18 protein-coding genes are annotated in these 18230 nt (G+C 47.7%); all 18 read right to left on the bottom strand.

Going from position 1 to position 18230, the window contains the following annotated elements:
• Positions 1–28: 28 nt before the first annotated feature.
• Positions 29–604: a phosphate propanoyltransferase gene (gene pduL, locus AC0YN3_RS03055; protein ID WP_475773624.1), complete on the bottom strand. Its 576-nt coding sequence runs from the start codon at positions 602–604 to the stop codon at positions 29–31.
• Positions 605–694: 90 nt separating this feature from the next.
• The gene (locus tag AC0YN3_RS03050) at positions 695–1561 is read right to left on the bottom strand and encodes a 2-oxoacid:ferredoxin oxidoreductase subunit beta (protein WP_183561603.1); all 867 of its coding nucleotides are present in this window, start codon (positions 1559–1561) and stop codon (positions 695–697) included.
• On the bottom strand, positions 1539–3296 hold the full coding sequence (locus tag AC0YN3_RS03045) for a 2-oxoacid:acceptor oxidoreductase subunit alpha (RefSeq protein ID WP_475773623.1): 1758 nt from the start codon (positions 3294–3296) through the stop codon (positions 1539–1541). Before AC0YN3_RS03045 ends, AC0YN3_RS03050 begins: the two co-directional genes overlap by 23 nt.
• A 280-nt stretch (positions 3297–3576) precedes the next feature.
• Positions 3577–4518: a dipeptidase gene (locus tag AC0YN3_RS03040; RefSeq protein ID WP_475773622.1), complete on the bottom strand. Its 942-nt coding sequence runs from the start codon at positions 4516–4518 to the stop codon at positions 3577–3579.
• Positions 4519–4727: 209 nt separating this feature from the next.
• Entirely contained in the window at positions 4728–4988 is a 261-nt protein-coding gene (locus AC0YN3_RS03035; RefSeq protein WP_006036664.1) for a stage V sporulation protein S, read from the bottom strand.
• A 137-nt stretch (positions 4989–5125) separates the two neighbouring features.
• Positions 5126–5920 (bottom strand): TIGR00282 family metallophosphoesterase, encoded by a 795-nt coding sequence (locus AC0YN3_RS03030; RefSeq protein ID WP_475773621.1) that lies wholly within the window; start codon positions 5918–5920, stop codon positions 5126–5128.
• Positions 5921–6010: 90 nt separating this feature from the next.
• Positions 6011–7552 (bottom strand): ribonuclease Y, encoded by a 1542-nt coding sequence (gene rny, locus AC0YN3_RS03025; protein ID WP_183561612.1) that lies wholly within the window; start codon positions 7550–7552, stop codon positions 6011–6013.
• A 181-nt stretch (positions 7553–7733) separates the two neighbouring features.
• On the bottom strand, positions 7734–8438 hold the full coding sequence (locus AC0YN3_RS03020; protein ID WP_475773620.1) for a regulatory protein RecX: 705 nt from the start codon (positions 8436–8438) through the stop codon (positions 7734–7736).
• A gap of 80 nt (positions 8439–8518) precedes the next feature.
• Positions 8519–9571 (bottom strand): recombinase RecA, encoded by a 1053-nt coding sequence (gene recA / locus AC0YN3_RS03015; RefSeq protein WP_183561615.1) that lies wholly within the window; start codon positions 9569–9571, stop codon positions 8519–8521.
• Positions 9572–9823: 252 nt separating this feature from the next.
• Positions 9824–11074 carry a competence/damage-inducible protein A gene (locus AC0YN3_RS03010; protein WP_475773619.1) on the bottom strand — a complete coding sequence of 417 codons (1251 nt, stop codon included), beginning with the start codon at positions 11072–11074 and terminating at the stop codon, positions 9824–9826.
• Between the two features lie 92 nt (positions 11075–11166).
• Positions 11167–11742 (bottom strand): CDP-diacylglycerol--glycerol-3-phosphate 3-phosphatidyltransferase, encoded by a 576-nt coding sequence (pgsA, locus tag AC0YN3_RS03005; protein WP_169083019.1) that lies wholly within the window; start codon positions 11740–11742, stop codon positions 11167–11169.
• A gap of 295 nt (positions 11743–12037) precedes the next feature.
• Positions 12038–12532 (bottom strand): YajQ family cyclic di-GMP-binding protein, encoded by a 495-nt coding sequence (locus AC0YN3_RS03000; protein WP_183561621.1) that lies wholly within the window; start codon positions 12530–12532, stop codon positions 12038–12040.
• Between the two features lie 29 nt (positions 12533–12561).
• A complete protein-coding gene (locus tag AC0YN3_RS02995; protein WP_475773618.1) occupies positions 12562–13476 on the bottom strand; it encodes a RodZ domain-containing protein in 915 nt (304 codons plus the stop codon).
• Positions 13477–13494: 18 nt separating this feature from the next.
• Positions 13495–14262, bottom strand: coding sequence for a DUF3388 domain-containing protein (locus tag AC0YN3_RS02990; protein WP_138751528.1), 768 nt, complete (start codon positions 14260–14262; stop codon positions 13495–13497).
• Positions 14263–14453: 191 nt separating this feature from the next.
• A complete protein-coding gene (locus tag AC0YN3_RS02985) occupies positions 14454–14705 on the bottom strand; it encodes a DUF3243 domain-containing protein (protein ID WP_183561625.1) in 252 nt (83 codons plus the stop codon).
• A 106-nt stretch (positions 14706–14811) separates the two neighbouring features.
• Positions 14812–15558 (bottom strand): elongation factor P 5-aminopentanone reductase, encoded by a 747-nt coding sequence (gene ymfI / locus AC0YN3_RS02980; RefSeq protein ID WP_475773617.1) that lies wholly within the window; start codon positions 15556–15558, stop codon positions 14812–14814.
• Positions 15555–16841 carry an EF-P 5-aminopentanol modification-associated protein YfmH gene (gene yfmH, locus AC0YN3_RS02975; protein ID WP_475773616.1) on the bottom strand — a complete coding sequence of 429 codons (1287 nt, stop codon included), beginning with the start codon at positions 16839–16841 and terminating at the stop codon, positions 15555–15557. The genes ymfI and yfmH overlap by 4 nt, the downstream gene beginning before the upstream one ends.
• Before the next feature lie 2 nt (positions 16842–16843).
• Complete coding sequence (gene yfmF, locus AC0YN3_RS02970; protein WP_475774276.1) at positions 16844–18136, bottom strand: EF-P 5-aminopentanol modification-associated protein YfmF; 1293 nt, start codon at positions 18134–18136, stop codon at positions 16844–16846.
• Between the last annotated feature and the right edge of the window lie 94 nt (positions 18137–18230).

Below are 18230 nucleotides of genomic sequence, written 5' to 3'. Positions count from 1 at the left end.
AGCCGTTTCTTCTTCATAGAAAGCCCTATTAATCGATAATTTCTGCTTTGTCGCCGTTTTTGACGCCTGCGGCATTTGCTTCGTCCGTATCAATATGCATGTCAAGCGCATATTGGTCGGAGACGCGCGCAACCACCTGTTCGAATATGACGCCACGCTCCCCAGGGAACCGCACGCGAAGCAGCTGCTTGTCCGCAACGCCATAGCGCTCTGCGTCGCTTGTGTGGAAATGGATATGACGGGCAGCTACGATAACGCCCTCTTCGATTTCAAGCTCTCCAGCAGGCCCTTGAAGCTTGATCCCCGCGGAGCCTTGAATGTCGCCTGATTCCCTTACTGGCGGGTTAACGCCTAATGCAAAAGCATCCGTACGGGACACTTCCAGCTGTGTTTGTTTGCGGGCAGGACCTAAGATTCTGACCTTCGCGAAGCTGCCTTTTGGACCCGAGACAGCAACCGTTTCATTGGCGGCATATTGTCCGGGCTGAGACAATGGCTTCATTTCCGTCAACGCGTAGCCTTTACCGAACAAAAGCTCGACATGCTCCTGTGATAAGTGAATATGTCTTGCGGATACTCCTATCGTAACTTCTCTATGTATCATGTTGTCACTCTCCTGTTATCCTGTTGTATTTACGGATTCATGCGACAAAAATAAGCATACGGCAATTAAGCCGCATGCTTATCATACCACTTATTTAAATTCCGCTACAAGCTTGTCGAATTCTTCCGGAGTAATCTTAATATTCTGTTTAGCAAGAGCTTCAGGCTTAAAACCCGTAATCATATCTTCGTAAGATTTGCGCGTTTTGTTCTGATAGATCAATCCCGTCACCAAGCCATTCGTCTCCATGATCTTGTTCATCGCTTGCACGCGATTAGATGGATCATAATCCGGGAATTGCTCAAGGTTGACGATGTTTTCCTTAAACCAATCATACGTATTGATTTTATTGAAGGTTACGCATGGGCTGAACACATTGATTAGCGAGAAACCTTCGTGATTGATCCCCTCTTCAATCAGCTTCGTCAATTGCTTCAAATCGCTGGAGAAGGATTGAGCCACAAACGTAGCGCCCGCTGACAAAGCAATTTCAAGCGGAGACAATGTCGTTTCAATGGAGCCCTCCGGCGTTGACTTCGTTTTGAAGCCCTCCGCACTGCGCGGCGAGGTTTGGCCTTTTGTCAATCCGTAGATTTGATTGTCCATTACAATGTAGGTTACGTTCAGATTTCTGCGGATGGCATGTACGGTGTGGCCCATTCCGATTGCGAAGCCGTCGCCGTCGCCGCCCGATGCGATTACCGTAAGCTCGCGGTTGGCCAGCTTAACGCCTTGCGCAATTGGCAGCACGCGTCCATGAATACCGTGGAAGCCGTACGCGTTTATATATCCGGAAATCCGGCCGGAACAACCGATACCGGAGATGACAGCCAAATTTTCAGGCTCCAAACCTACGTTGGCCGCAGCGCGTTGTATGGCGGCTTGAATGGAGAAATCTCCGCAGCCAGGGCACCAGTTGGGCTTCACATTATTTCTAAACTCTTTGAACGTTGCCATCTAGACTCAACTCCTTGCAAGCTTTGTAAATATCCGAAGGCAAAAATGGATTGCCGTCATATTTGAGCAAGCTCTCGATTTTTTCAGCGAAGCCGGCATTCATTTTAATCTGAGCTGCCAGTTGTCCAGTGGCATTGTTTTCAATCACGATTACTTTTTTGGCGTTTTGCAAATACGGCAGGAGCAGCTTTGTAGGGAATGGATGAATTTGACGAATCGTTATGTGGTTCGTTGCTACTCCGTCCTCAGCCAGCATGCTTCTTGCTTCATCTATTGTGCCGCCAGTCGATCCCATCCCGATAATCAGCTGCTCAGGCGTTTCATGAGGAGCATCGATGCGGATTGCGTCGCGAATATACATATCGTTCAGCTTGTTTAAGCGTTTGTCCATCATATTCAGACGATTTGTGGCATTCTCGGAAGGACGTCCGGTCTCATCATGCTCAACGCCGGTTACGTGATGCAATCCGCCCTTTTCACCTGGCAATACACGCGGTGAAACGCCGTCTTCCGTTAGCTCGTAGCGTTTAAAGAGGTCATGGCCTTCAAGCTCTGGCACATTTTCTACCAGCTTGCCTCGTTTGATCTCAATTTTATCGTAGTCAAACGGCTCGCATGATTGCTTGCCTAGAGACAGCTGAAGATCAGTCATTAGAATGACCGGCACTTGGTATTCCTCGGCAAGGTTAAACGATTCGATCGTGTCGAAGAAGCAATCCTCGATTGAAGCCGGCGCAATGACAATTTTCGGAATTTCGCCATGTGTTCCGTATACCATCGCATTGAGATCAGATTGCTCTTGCTTTGTTGGCAAGCCGGTTGACGGGCCGCCACGCTGCGTATTTACGATGACAAGCGGCGTTTCCGTCATTCCTGCCAGACCGATGGCTTCCATCATCAACGATAAGCCGGGACCTGCCGAAGCCGTCATGGTGCGCACACCTGCATAGTTTGCGCCGATCGCCATCGTTACCGCTGCAATCTCGTCCTCGGTTTGCACAACCGTTCCGCCGAATTTCGATAGCTTCTTAATTAAATATTCCATGATCTCAGACGCTGGAGTAATCGGGTAAGCCGCCATCAGCCTGCAGCCTGCAGCAATAGAGCCAAGTCCGATTGCTTCATTCCCGATCATGAACAGTTTCTGCTGGCCATCTGCCTCGTCAAGCTTGAATTCGTCAAGCGGGCCGCCAGCTTGCTCAAGAACGAACTCCGCACCGCGTTTGACCGCTTCAATATTCTTCTCGACGATCGCTGCGCCTTTACGGCCGAATTCTTCTTCTACCGCCTTGTTGAATACTTCGATGGGCAATCCAAGCAGAGCCCATGATGCGCCGGAGGCAACCATGTTTTTCATTAGCGATGTACCGAGCTCCTCGGCCATCTTCGTAATAGGCACCGCGAACAATCTAGCATCTATGCCTTCTGGAACCGTCGGATTGAATTTCGCATCTGCTACGATTACGCCGCCTAAACGCAGTTCCTTGGCGTTCAAGTCAATGCTCTCTTGGTCGAATGCGACCAAAATATCCAAATCATCGGAAATAGCACGAATAGGCTTCGTGCTTATACGAATTTTATTGTTGGTATGACCGCCTTTGATACGTGAAGAAAAATGCCGATACCCATATAAATAATAGCCCAAGCGATTAAGCGCCGTGGAAAAGATTCGGTCCGTACTCTCTACGCCTTCTCCTTGTTGGCCCCCGATCTTCCAAGACAATTGACTAATCAAAATGCCCAACTCCTCTTTTTCTAGAACGTACAAATACAAGGTGAAACAGCTATCGCCTTCTTTTGCGGCGCGGCGCGTTTCGTTCCGAGAAATACAGGGAATGTATAGCTTAAGCATATACGCTCCTATATTTTAAAATATCATCATGTAATTATATCGTAAATAGCATGACAGTCACAACAATTTTAAAGCGCTGGCCATCAAAAATCAAGGTGTAAACGCTTAATTGAAATATAGTTGTTTGCGATCAATACGATACCGCAAACAGAATGAACCATATTTAGGAAACAGGTAGATTGCTTCTTAGAAATCGTATCGCATTTCCGGACATGAACTGCTCCGTTTGCTGAGAAGTAAAGCGTTTCAGCAAAGCATCCGTAAACGAGCTCAGCTCCCCAGGGTGCGTGAGTCCGCTAATATATCGATCAATGCCGTCGAAATCCGACCCTAGCATTATATGTTCCTCACCGCCAAGCTCGCATATATGTTCGATATGCCGAAGCAAGTCATCGATTACGACGGTTTCCGCACCGGATACAAACCATGGCACGAACGTTATGCCGAGCATTCCGTCCCTATTAATGATCTCCGCAATCTGCCTATCGTGTAAATTTCGAGGATGATCGCAAATCGCTCTTGCGTTTGAATGGGATGCGAGAAACGGTTTCTGCGAAAGCTCGGCAACATCCCAAAACGCTCGCTCTGACAAATGAGATACGTCCACCATGATGTCCAGCTTGCTGCACTCCTCAACAAACCGTCTTCCCGCAGCCGTTAAGCCTCCGCCGCGAGGCTCCATTGCCCCGTCAGCGGCCCAATTCGCATGATTCCAGGTCAAACCAGCGGCGCGAATGCCCAGTTGCTGCAGGATACGGAGCATAGATATTTGGCCTTGAAGACCATCAACGCCTTCAAGCGATAGCAATGCCCCTATTTTCCCTGTTTTCAAGCATAATTCCAAGTCCTGAGCGGACCGAACTAACATCATGTCCTTACAGGCAAGCACCTGTTGATAAAAGCGATCCAGACTCTCCAGAATGGGCTCTAAACGTCCATTTAACGATTCGGGAATATAGATCGCAAAGGTCTGCAAAACCGTCCCTGCCGCCTTCAAGCGCTCGTATGTCACATCCAAGCTGCCCGGCTTGCTGTCTTGAAACGTTAAATGCTCATCTAGCAACAGCTTGCAGAGCACATCGCAATGAAAATCTACCACTTTCATAGACGCACCACCATTCGTTATGCTCACAGTAAGGTAAACCGACTGACGGCGTCCTTTCTATAGACGCCAACGTTTCAGCGAAACGTATAAAGATGGGATGGGCAAACTCTTATCCGTTCCTATACATCAAAAAAACCTGTCTACGTCGTAAACAGGCGAATCGTTTCATTTGATCCAATTGGCTTGCAACTTAACGCCGCTTGGATTTGCTACCGAGGTTCAACAATCAATTTGATTGCTGTTCGGTCCTCCCCGTCAATAACAATGTCAGTAAAAGCCGGAATACAAATCAGATCCACCCCGCTGGGAGCGACAAAACCTCTCGCAATCGCAACCGCTTTGATTGCTTGGTTCAACGCACCAGCTCCAATGGCTTGCAGCTCCGCACCACCACGTTCACGAAGAACGCCAGCTAGCGCGCCTGCAACGGAATTAGGATTTGATTTTGCTGAAACTTTTAATACATCCATAAAAAGAACCTCCCCTTGGACTGTTGGATGGATTCCACTTTTAAATAGTATTCGAGGGAGATTAAAAAATTCCTGCTTTTATTCCGTCTATTCACAAACTGTTCTGAATTGTCGGAACTTTTCAAAGATTAGAATCATTACATGAGCAGCCATTCGTCTTCCGTCAGCCTTATTTTTTCGATTTTTCGCGCTTCGCCCGTCGCGTCGTCAATCTGCACGGAAATGGCGTGCAAATGCCACTTTCCTTCATCTACTACAAAGCGAACGGGCAGCTGCGTAATGAACTTATGCAGCACTGCGTTCCGCTCCATCCCCAGCACGCCTTCCTTCGGTCCGACCATGCCCACGTCCGTGATATAGGCCGTACCTGCAGGCAGTATCGTATCGTCATTTGTCTGTACATGCGTATGCGTCCCAAGCACGATTGAAGCTCTGCCGTCCAAGTGCCAGCCCATCGCAATTTTCTCCGAAGTCGCTTCAGCATGGAAATCGACGAGAATGTTATTTGTTTTCTCCTTGGCCGCCTCGATTAACTCATTGGCCTTGCGGAATGGACAATCAATCGGAGGCAAAAAGGTTCTGCCTTGCAAATTAATAATAGCCAGCTGTTTCCCGCCAGCCTTGATGAATGCCATGCCTTGACCGGGAGCGCCTTCTGCATAGTTGGCCGGTCGCACAATTCGGGGCTCATCGTCAATCCATTCAAAAATATCTTTATTATCCCACGTATGGTTGCCCATTGTGATGCCATGGACGCCCCATTCGAAAAATTCCTTCGCTATAGCTGCCGTTATTCCGCGTCCAGCAGCTGCATTCTCGCCGTTGGCGATGATAATATGCGGGTTATATTTACTTTTGAGAGCCGGAAGTACCCGTTTCAGAGCACTTCTGCCAACATTGCCTACGATATCGCCGATAAATAATACGTTCATAATAAGTACACTTCCTTTTTTGTACGCCTGCAAACAGAAAAGTGGCTAACAAGCAGCCACTTTTCTGAAAAGCCGATATTTTGTTGTTGCTTACTTCGCATATTCAACCGCGCGAGTTTCTCGAATGACCGTAACTTTAATATGTCCCGGATAATCAAGCTCGCTCTCGATTTTTTTCGTAATATCACGTGCAAGGCGGAATGCTTCGGTATCGTCGATTTTTTCTGGCTGCACCATGACGCGCACTTCGCGGCCAGCTTGAATCGCGTACGATTTCTCCACGCCTTCAAACGATTCGGAAATATCCTCTAGCTTCTCCAGTCGTTTGATATACGTTTCAAGCGTTTCACGGCGAGCTCCAGGGCGCGCAGCGGACAATGCGTCAGCTGCACCTACCAGCATCGCGATAACGGAAGTTGCTTCCGTATCTCCGTGGTGAGAAGCAATACTGTTAATAACGACAGGATGCTCCTTGTATTTCTTGGCAAGCTCCACGCCGATCTCAACATGTGAACCTTCTACTTCGTGATCCAAAGCTTTACCGATATCATGCAGCAAGCCTGCACGCTTCGCGAGCGTAACGTCTTGGCCTAGCTCTGCTGCCATCAACCCAGTTAAGTAAGCAACCTCCATAGAGTGCTTTAGCACGTTCTGACCGTAACTTGTCCGATACTTCAATCGTCCCAAAATCTTGATTAAATCCGGATGCAAGCTGTGAACACCAACCTCGAAGGTAGCCTGCTCACCGTATTCACGGATTCGCTCGTCCACCTCTTTACGAGATTTTTCAACCATTTCTTCAATGCGGGCAGGGTGGATACGACCGTCAGCCACAAGCTTTTCCAAAGAAGTGCGGGCAATTTCGCGTCTTATCGGGTCGAAACCTGATAAAATGACCGCTTCCGGTGTATCGTCGATGATTAGATCGATACCAGTCAATGTTTCCAAAGCACGGATATTACGGCCTTCACGCCCAATAATGCGGCCTTTCATTTCTTCATTAGGCAAAGTTACGACGGATACCGTCGTTTCAGCCACATGATCCGCCGCACAGCGCTGAATAGCAAGTGATATAATATCACGGGCTTTCTTATCAGCTTCTTCTTTCGCTTGCTGCTCGATCTCTTTGATCATTTGTGCTGTCTCATGTCGTACTTCCTGCTCAACATTAGATAAAATAATCGATTTCGCGTCTTCCGTTGTCAGACTCGATATCCGTTCCAATTCGCTTAGCTGCTGCTTATAAATGGAATCGATCTGCTCTTGCGTTTCTTCGATCCGTTTTTCTTTGTTGGCTACAGTTTCTTCTTTGCGTTCTAGCGCTTCTAACTTTTTATCCAGCGACTCCTCTTTTTGGAGTAAACGTCTTTCCTGACGTTGAGCTTCGTTGCGACGTTCACGAATGTCTCTCTCGGCTTCGGAACGAAGTTTGTGGACTTCATCTTTTGCCTCTAGCACGGTTTCTTTCTTCTGAGCTTCCGCTTCTTTCTTCGCATTTTCTACGATAACAATAGCAGCTTGCTCAGCGCTCGAAATTTTGGCCTCTGCAATCGATTTTCGAATAAAATAACCAATCCCAAAGAAAATTGCGCCAACAAAGAGACAGATCAAGATCCAAATGATCTCAGACATCTTGTTCACCTCCTTGTTGCATACACCAAGGCACTGCTTGGGATGATATTAGGTTTTCAACCGGCTTCAAACCGTTTCAACAATTACTAATTTGACGAAAATAATCGTATTGAATCAACTTTTGGAAGGAAAATTGATTCAATATTGAAGGAATACAACCTCATTTTATCTTTTCGTAAAATCAATTGTCAAGCAAAAGCCCATCAACTTCCTCGAATGCGTCTTCATCCCCGTTTAGATCTATCCATTTTATTGCCTTCTTGACGATATCTCCCGGAAAGCCCCTGCGCATTAAATAGCCCATAAGCTTGCGCTTTTTCTCGAAAGTCTCTCCTTTTAGCGATCGCCATTTCTTCTCCGCAGCCTTCTTCGCGGACGCAAGCTCGATTTCCTCGTCCAATGCATCAATGGCTTCCGCAGCGGCTTCTTTCGACACGCCCCTCTGCTGCAGCTCTTGTTTAATGAAGCGTCGACCCTTCAAGCCGTTCTTCAATCGCCCTGCAGCGAATTGGCGTGCATACTGTTCATCATCCACAATATGCTCCCTTTCTAAACGGTCTAGCGCATATTGAATATTGTCATTCTCAAATAGCTTCCGGCTCAAATATTGCTCGATCTGCTTTCTCGTTCGCGGTCTAGCGCCTAAATAGCCGATTGCCAGTATATAAGCACGGTAACGCTCATCTTCCGTTCTTATTTCTTCGATTTGGATTTCCGTTAACAATTGACCTTTCGCCAAACGGAATCGTATCAATATATCCTCATGGACAGATAGCAACGGTTCGTCGGACTCAGCAAAGAGATGATATAATTTCCGTTCTTTTTTATCAAGGCGAACAGACAAAATCATCCATTCTTCTTCATTCTCGACAGTGCTTGGAGCCACGATTTACATCCTCTCTAAACACAGCTTCGCCGCCCCTATCAGGGCGGCGAAGCATTGGTACGTATAGTTTCAGTGCCGATCTATTCCAGATCTTCGAACTCTTCGTCGTCTTCTTCCTCGGCTTTGAAGTTAGCTTGAGTCGCTGCAGCCGACAGGTTGCTCGCTTCCCGAATCTGCTTCTCGATCACTTCGGCAATGTCTTTATGGTCTTTCAAATACTGCTTCGCATTCTCTCGGCCTTGGCCAAGACGCTCCCCATTATAAGAGAACCATGCGCCGCTCTTCTGTACAATATCCATTTCAACGCCTAAATCAACAAGGGTACCTTCTCTCGAAATTCCCTCTCCGTACATAATATCGATTTCGGCCTGTTTGAACGGTGGTGCCACTTTGTTCTTAACAACCTTAATACGGGTGCGGTTACCAACCATATCGTTGCCTTGCTTCAAGGTCTCAATACGGCGTACGTCCAGACGTACGCTGGAATAGAACTTCAATGCCCGTCCGCCTGGTGTTGTCTCAGGGTTACCAAACATGACGCCCACCTTCTCGCGAAGCTGGTTGATAAAAATTGCAATCGTCTTCGATTTGCTGATTGCACCCGATAGTTTACGCAATGCTTGTGACATCAAGCGGGCTTGTAGACCGACGTGAGAATCACCCATGTCGCCTTCAATCTCTGCTTTCGGCACGAGTGCGGCAACGGAGTCGATAACCACGATATCAACCGCACCGCTGCGAACAAGCGCTTCTGCGATTTCTAGTGCTTGCTCACCCGTATCCGGCTGTGATAGCAGCAGCTCATCAATATTCACACCAAGCTTGCTTGCATAAAGCGGGTCTAGCGCATGCTCCGCATCGATAAATGCAGCTTGTCCGCCTATGCGTTGAACCTCTGCAATCGCATGAAGCGCAACTGTCGTCTTACCTGATGATTCCGGTCCGTATATTTCAATAACACGTCCACGCGGCAAGCCGCCTATTCCTAAAGCGATATCAAGAGCAAGTGAACCGCTAGGCACGGTTTCAACTTGCATGTGTGTAGATTCTCCTAATTTCATGATGGAGCCTTTACCAAATTGTTTCTCAATTTGACGCAAAGCCATTTCTAGTGCAGCGCGACGATCCGACAAGAAACTCACATCCTTCTTTATTTATAATGTTATGATACCTTTTTTCTTTCGGGATGACAAGCATTTTTTCGAACATACATTCGCCTTTTTGCTTCAGCCCTAGTTATGGACATAAAAAAACCGCAGCAAAGTATTCTTCGCCACGGTTCTTCCGGTAACTGTCTTTTATTATAACGGGCTGTCCGGCAATTGACAAACATTATTTATGCCAGCGAACCGGAAGCACTAGCAGATGCAAATGAATATGATCGTTTATTCTCTGTTAAGAGCGAGCCATAACCGGTACAATGCCGATTTCACTGCACGCAGCCTAATCATGCCTCTGCCGCCGCTGAGATTTAGCGTAAACACCTCAGTAGCCCTCCCGCGCTGCGAAATCCCCACATACACCAGCCCGACAGGCTTGCCCTCGGATTCAGCCGGACCGGCTACGCCTGTCAACGAGACCCCGAAATCCGCATCGGAGAGCTCCCGGACGCGCTCTGCCATGATCGCAGCCGTCGAATCGCTTATCGCGCCGGGCGCTCCTTCGCCTTCAAGCTGCGTAAGGGGAATGCTTAATAAGTGATGCTTCATTATATTCGTATAAGTGACAACACCGCCTACATACTCTCCACTGCTCCCAGGAACGTTCGTAATGAGCTCAGCCAGCAATCCCCCGCTTATGCTTTCCGCGCTCGCTAGCTTGCGTCTTGAGGCTCTTAGAAGGTGTATAACCTCTTCCTCCAGGGGGATGTCCTCTTGCGCATATAGAAATTCGCCTACCAAGGCTTTGATTTTGGCAACCGTTTCGTCTATTTTCTGATCAGCGTCGATAGCTGATCCCGCTTTGGTGGAGACGCGGATCGATACCTCGCCTTCCTTCGCATAGGGAGCGATGGTTGGATCGCTCTGCCCGTCAATCAATGGAATCAGCTTCGCTTCCAAGTTCGATTCACCAATTCCCGCGAACTTCAGGATGCGCGAATAGAGAGGATCCGCTGCCCCGAGTTGTGCGCGCAGCCATGCTTCGCCTGCGCCGTCCATCATCGGTTTCATCTCGCGGGGAGGCCCAGGCAGCAGCAAGTATAACGTTCCGTCAACGGATAACCCGTTGCCGACGGCTAGGCCAGTCGTATTCTCAAGCGGCTCTCCGCCTTCGATCATCAATGCCTGCCTTCGATTGCTCTCCACCATATGAATGCCTCGGGAGCTGAACATTTGCTCAATTTGAGCCATAGAGGGCTCATGGATGAGGAGGCTGCGACTCAGGTATTCCGCCAGCACATCTTTTGTAAGGTCATCCTGCGTCGGACCCAGTCCGCCTGTAAATACAAGCAGGTCAGCACGGCTGCGGCCAATTTCAATCGCTTCCTTCAACCGCCCGGCATTGTCGCCAACTACCGTTTGGAAATAAACATCGACGCCGAGCCCCGCTAATTTTTGAGACAGGAACTGCGCATTCGTATTTACGATTTGGCCGAGCAGCAGCTCCGTCCCGACCGCTATAATTTCTGCTTTCATTATTCGATATCTCCTCCACGTCCAAATTATAGGCTGGCTTTATGCGATATAAGCAAAAGCATCTCCCCGTCATACGGAAAGATGCTTTAACATTATTCTACCGGAATCAAATGCTTGTTCTTCAAAAAATAGTCGATGCCTGAGTACACGGTAATGGCCGCAGCGACCCAGCTGGCAATGACATCAAACGGAAAATCAATAAAATTAAACGGGAAGTTGTTAATCAACAACGCGATAATCATCGTGATTTGAATCGCGGTCTTCCACTTGCCCCATGTGCTGGCTGCCATCACTGAGCCTTCTAGGAGCGCAATTTGGCGAAGGCCTGTCACGGCGAATTCGCGGCTAATGATAACGATCGCAATAAGCGCGTTCAGCTTATCCATCTCAACGAGCGAAATGAGGACCGCGGCAACGAGCAGCTTGTCTGCCAGCGGGTCGAGCAGCTTCCCTAGGTTGGTTACGATTTTGTTTTTGCGGGCAATGTAGCCATCTAACCCGTCTGTGCTTGCCGCCACAATAAAAATGAGTGCCGCTGCGATTTGATTGTATGTAATGGAGAAGTCCGAAATGCTAAACGACCCCAAATCCACTTTGATAAGCAGAAAAAACATAATAACCGGCACCAAAAATATTCTGGCAAGCGTTATGCGGTTCGCCAGATTCACGCTATTCCCTCCTCGGATCGATCTAACTCATAGGTGTGCGATACGCGAACCATTTGTTCATGAATATGACCGGAAATCTGCTTCGGTTGTAGACCGTACGCAGAGCAGCCTTGAGCGTCTGTTTGTGTGCTTTCTCTCATTTATGTATCCCCCAGATCCTACTGTAAAGCTATCTCAACAAGTATAATACATGCAAATACACGTGTCAAAAGCGGCTAAAGCCCCATTTTCCAACCATGCTTCACCTAAATGAAAAGCTCCGTTTCTCGAATTCCGACGAAACGAAGCTTCGTTATTACGAGCGATAATTGGTAAATTGCAGTTCTACTGGAAGATCCGCTTCGCGAAGAAGCTTCATGACCGCTTGCAAATCATCCAGGCTTTTGCCCGAGACTCTGATTTGATCGCCTTGGATCAAGCTTTTGACTTTAAGCTTCGAATCGCGTATGAGGATGTTGATTTTTTTGGAAACATCCTGCTCAATGCCTTGTCTAAGTTTAATCCGCTGCCGAACGGTATTTCCGGAAGCACCTTCAATTTTACCGTAATCCAAATTTTTGATCGGAACGCCGCGCTTAACCATTTTGGATAAAAGAATGTCCAGCACGTTTTTCAGCTTGTAATCATCCTCTGATGCGACGACAAGCTCTTCCTTCTCGAGCGCAATCGAGCTTTTGCTTCCTTTGAAGTCAAAGCGAGTCTCTATCTCCCGCTCCGCCTGCTTGATTGCGTTAACTAATTCTTGCATGTCAACTTTAGATACGATATCAAATGCATTTTCTGAAGCCATAAAAAACCTCTCCTTTGTTACAGTGTTCATTATTGTGATTGATTCGTTTCGTTAGAAGGCGCTATTGTTCCTTCAGGTGTTTCACTGCCATCGGATAACGGCTGCAGCAAAACCTTTTTGGAAGTCGCACGATCACCGTCGGGTACGATTACACCATCTACCTTTATTTCGATTAGATCAGCTCTACCCACATTTATGTAGATAACACCGTTAAGATCAAACGACTCGGTTGTTCCGTCTTCAGCATTTTGGGAATACAGCTTTTCACCTTTATTGCTTTCCGTACGGACCTCCAGCCAGCTTCTGCCGCCTGCAACTTTCACTTCAACCTTATGAGGCTTGCCGGCTGGGCCAATATCGTATTGATCCGCCTTCCCAACCTTGCTTCCGAATACGACAGTCGTAGGCGCTTCGGTCGGAGTCGGAGCAACTGGCTCGTTTGTTGGCGCATTCGTACTGCCGCCGGAATTCCCATCCTCATTCTTGACAGGGGGCTCCGAAGCGTCAGTAATATCCGTGCTATTATCAACTTGTTTCGGTCCATCCGAATCCTTATTGATCACATAGACCCAAATCACGACCACGATGAGAATGAGAAAAGACCACATCATCACGTTAAAGCCGATTTTGCCCAACCGCTCTGAGGATTGAGACTTCACTCGGCGCGGCGACCTAACGACCATCGGCTCGGCGATTTGCTCAACTGGTGCTGCAGGCACCTCATGCTGATACAAACGAAGCACTTCGTCCGGATCGAGACCAACAGCCTCTGAGTAATTTTTCACAAATGCCCGTACGTAAAACGGACCTGGTAAAACCGTATGGTCACCACTTTCGATTGCTTCCAAATACCGTTTTCTGATTTTTGTTGTTTCTTGAATATCGTCCAGCGTTAATCCGCGTTGGTCTCTCGCCTTGCGAAGTAATTCTCCCAAATCAGACATGAGACGGCCTCCTTCCAATTAGAAATCGTCTGTATAGTTAGCGGTAAAAGATTCGTAGGATATTTCTTCATCTGGCGTATTGCGAAGTTCCACAATAATGTCAAAATGGCTATAATCGAAATTGGACTCCTTAATGAAAATATCCGGATGCTCAATAACCTTCGTGGACGGCATAGCCATAATTTCTTGCAGCAGGCCATAATGCTTCTCGTTTGAACGAATCGTACTTACGATTCCGTCGATGATAAAAATATTGTTTGGCTGCATTTCATCCTCGGATAGCTGACTCCGAACCGTTTGACGCAGCAAGGTGGACGATACAAATGTCCAGCGCTTATTCGAACACACGCTGCCTGCTATAATTGACTCTGTCTTGCCAACGCGAGGCATCCCACGTAATCCAATAACCTGATTGCCGTCACGTTTAAACACCTCGCCTAAAAAATCAACTAAAATGCCGAGCTCGTCGCGCGTGAACCGGAACGTCTTGCGATCATCTGAATCCCGTTCGATGTAACGTCCATGACGAACAGCCAAAATATCAACGATTGTAGGCGTTCTCAGTTTATTAACCGTAATATTGTCCACTTTTTGGAGCATTTTACCGAGCAGCTCGATCTTCTCGTCGTCATCCGTTTGAAGAAGCATGCCCCTTGTCCGATCCTCAACGCCGTTGATGGTCATAATATTGACTTCCAGCATACCGAGCAATGACGCGATATCTCCTAGCAAGCCAGGCCTGTTTTTATGTATTTTGTATTCCATATACCATTGTTTCGACTCCAAAGCTGTCACCGTCCTAAACCTGTTCTTATAGAAGTATGTAAATGATGGATATGTACGTCATGAAACATAATTCTACAATTTTCGTCACAATCCTGCAACCCAAAAAGAAACATTGCAGAAAAGCCTCCTGATGGGAGGCTTTCCTGCTTCTGCTTCTACATGAGGAAAATGACGACTCGGTAAAAGAACAACTACGATTTCTCGACGAGCTTGACCATCAGGCAAGAAAGCGTTTTGCGTTCTGCCTCGTCACCGACATCCCATAGCTGTTTCAATACGCGTTCTTCCTCGTTTTTCGGATCTACCTTCTCATCGAGAAAGGTACCGATTTCGTAAGCCAAGCTTGAAATCGTTTCTTCCGTCATGCCGATCTTTTTCGCTTGCGATACACGGTCTGCCAAGAAATGCTTCCATGTAGCAAAATTAGAAAGGACAGTTGACATGTTCTCTCGCCTCCTAAAGGTATAGAAAAGAATCATCAACAGTCATATCATGCGTAAAAGCATCTCATATTATGCAGCGGCTTGTCCGAATTCAAACATGCATGACTTACGTATGCCAGCCGCCATTCGGACTAATGACTTGACCCGTAATGTAAGAAGACTCCGGCAGCGCAAGAAAATATACGAGCGATGCGATTTCCTCCGTGGAGCCGAATCGCCCGACAGGAATTTCTTGTTGGATCGCGGCCTTTTCTTCGGCATTGAAGCTATCCATCATTTCGGTATCAACAGCGCCGGGGGCAACGGCATTAACCGTGACCCCCGTTGGCGCGAGTTCCTTGGCAAGTGCCTTCGTGAATGCATTCATACCGCCCTTTGTTGTAGAATAGAGCACCTCGCAAGAAGCACCTGACATTCCCCAGATGGAAGAAACGTTAATAATTCGTCCATATCGCTGTGCGACCATGTTCGGCATAAATAGCTGCGAGCACAAGAACATTCCTTTAAGGTTAACGGACATGACATTATCCCATTCCTCTTCCGTAACATCCATGAGCATGCCGTAATGGGAAATGCCGCCGTTATTCACCAAAATATCAGGAAGCATCTGATGGCTCTCCAATTTGTCTCGCATCCGCGCGAGCTGCTCTTTTGAGCGTAAATCAGCAGAGATCGTTAGCACGTTGGCGCCTAAAGCCATGCATGTTCTAGCGGTTTCATTAGCGGTCTCGTGGGACTCCAAATAATGAATGACAATATTGACTCCTTCTGCCGCGAAACGTTTGGCAATCGCTGCCCCGATTCCGCGGCCTCCCCCCGTAATCAATACCGTCATTTGTTGGAGCGTCTTCATGCCGTCGGTTGTTCCACGATCGATACGGCCAATTGTTCAAAGTCGAAATGCTCGCGCAGGCGGGCGTTCACGTCTTCAATGGTGCATTTTTCATAAAAATCCAGCACGTCAAACATATCGCTGTCACGGAAGCGATATCTCGTAAACTCACCGGCGATCGCTTCTGGGGAGTTAAGCATCCGCAAATATCCGCCGATTTTTTTCCTTTTGGATCTCTCGAACGCGGTCGGTTCGATGCCGGTGGCCAATGCCGCTTCCACCGCCGAACGGAACTGCTCGATCAATTCATCCGGGCTGCGTGTGTCGCCGCCGATAACGGAGAATGAATAACCCGTGCTAGAGTTGTATTCATGTCCGAAGGAATCAGAAATAAGGTCCGCTTCGTACAGCTGCTGGTAAAGCTTTGAGCTAGGTCCAATTAAAGCTTCCAGCATCAGCTTTGTCGTTACTTCCTGCCGGAGAAGGGCTTCGCCGGTCAATCCTGCCCGTTTATCTTTAAAGCCAAGCATGCATTTGGGAAGCGAGACGGGAAGCTCGGTTACTTTCCGTTTTAGTTTGACCGATTCCGGCTCATCGTCAAAATAACGGGAAATAGCATCCTGGGGCTTGAAGTTTTTGGCTCTTTGGTTGTCGCGAACCAGCTTGAATACTTCTTCCGCTTGAACGCCGCCTACGACGAACAACAGCATATTGGAAGGGTGGTAAAACGTTTCGTAGCATTGGTAAAGCATTTCCTTATCAATCTGCCTGATGGAATCAACCGTGCCGGCAATATCAATATGAACCGGGTGCTTATGGTAAAGCGCGTCAATCAATCCGAAATAAACTCTCCAATCCGGATTATCGCGATACATATTGATTTCTTGCTCGATAATTCCCTTTTCCTTATCCACGTTGGTATCCGTGAAATAGGGATTCTGAACAAAATTAATCAAGGTTTCCAAATTCGCATGAATTTGTTCGGTTGCCGAGAACAAGTACACGGTGCGATCAAAGCTCGTAAATGCATTGGCAGAAGCCCCTTGGGAAGCAAATACGGCGAATATGTCACCAGTCGGCTCCTCAAACATTTTGTGCTCAAGAAAATGGGCAATGCCGTCAGGCACCTTAGCAGGTGTTTGGCTGCCTACTGAAAAATGATTGTCGACCGAACCGTATTTCGTTGAGAACGTCGCATAGGTTTTATTGAAGCCTTCCTTCGGCAGCACGATCACTTCAAGCCCGTTATCAAGCACCTCGCGATATAGCGTTTCCTGCACGTTAGGATAGTTAAGGGTTTGCATCGTTATGCCTCCTTCCGGTCACGCAAAAAGTAAATCGTATCCAGCTGCACGCCTTCAGCTACTTTTACAATGTCGGCCGGCGTGACCGCCTGTACCTGCTCCAGCAGCTGGTCTGCGCTTCGGTGCTTGCCGGTGAGTACGCCGTTGAAATCGTAGGCGATCATTTCGTAGGCGGAGTCCTGAAGCTCCCTAAGGTGATTGGAAATCATCGCTTTCGTCTGATTTAATTCCAGCTCCGACAGGTTGCCTGCGCGCATGCTTTCAAGCTGTTCCTTAATAATGACAACGGCTCGGTCATAATTAGCAAATTCAATGCCGGATTGAATCGTACAAAGTCCCTTATGGCCGTCAAGCCGGGAAGCCGCGTAATAGGCTAAGCTCTCCTTTTCCCTAACATTCAGGAATAGCTTCGAATGCGGATAGCCGCCCAAAATACCGTTATACATCAGAGCAGCAGGATACTCGTCATCAACGTAGCCTACTCCCGTGCGAAGCCCTAGATTGAGCTTGCCTTGGCTTACTTCCATGCGCTCGGTTACTTGCTTTACTTCTGTAACTTTATGATGGACGTTTGGCGTTGCATAAGACGAAGGCGAGCCTTCCTTGAGCTTGAAAGCGTGCGTAACGAGCTCCGTAACTTCAGCCAGTGTCGTATCTCCCACGACATACAGATCAAGCGCGGCCTGGTCCAGCCATGACTCATACTGCTTGTATAACGAAGCAGGTGTAATGGAATCAATCTCCGCGAGCTTGCCAAGCGGATGAAGGCGATATGGCTCATCCGCGCACATTTCTTCAAGACAGCGCTCGGCAGCATACCTGATTTTATCGTTTACGATGGCTTCTAAACGCTTTTTAAGCGTGATTTTCTCTGCTTCTACATATTTTGGGTTAAAAGCATCCTTCTCAAGCAAAGGATCCGTTACGACATCGCCTAGGAATTGCAGCGACTCAGCAAGCAACGGCGTGCTCGAGGAGACGAAAGCGTCGTTTATAACGTCCATGCGAAACTGGACAATTTGGGAATCGCCTCTTTTATATACGTCAAATCCGAAACCCGCTCCATATAAATCATCAAGCTTTTCTCGGAAGCTTATGGTTTCAGGCAATTCGGCAGTACCTCTTCTCAGTACAAACGGAAGCAAAGCAATCGGCGTTACCGTTGCTTCGTCAAGTGTAAGTCCCGCAAATAAGGAAATAGCAAACGTTTTGAATCGTTTTGTAGGCAGTACATGCAGTCTTATACGCTGCAGCTGTCCTCTTTCGAATGTGGACACTCGGTTTGCTCCTTTCATCGGCGCGTTATAGAGTAAATCTATTCCATTAGACAAATCACTATACCATTCTAACCTATAGGAAATGGAAGAAGCAACCACTGCTGCTGATGGC

This window comes from Paenibacillus sp. J22R232 (assembly GCF_056269165.1).
The sequence above is the reverse complement of the archived record's forward strand: the minus strand, read 5'-3'. Positions and strand labels throughout refer to the sequence as shown.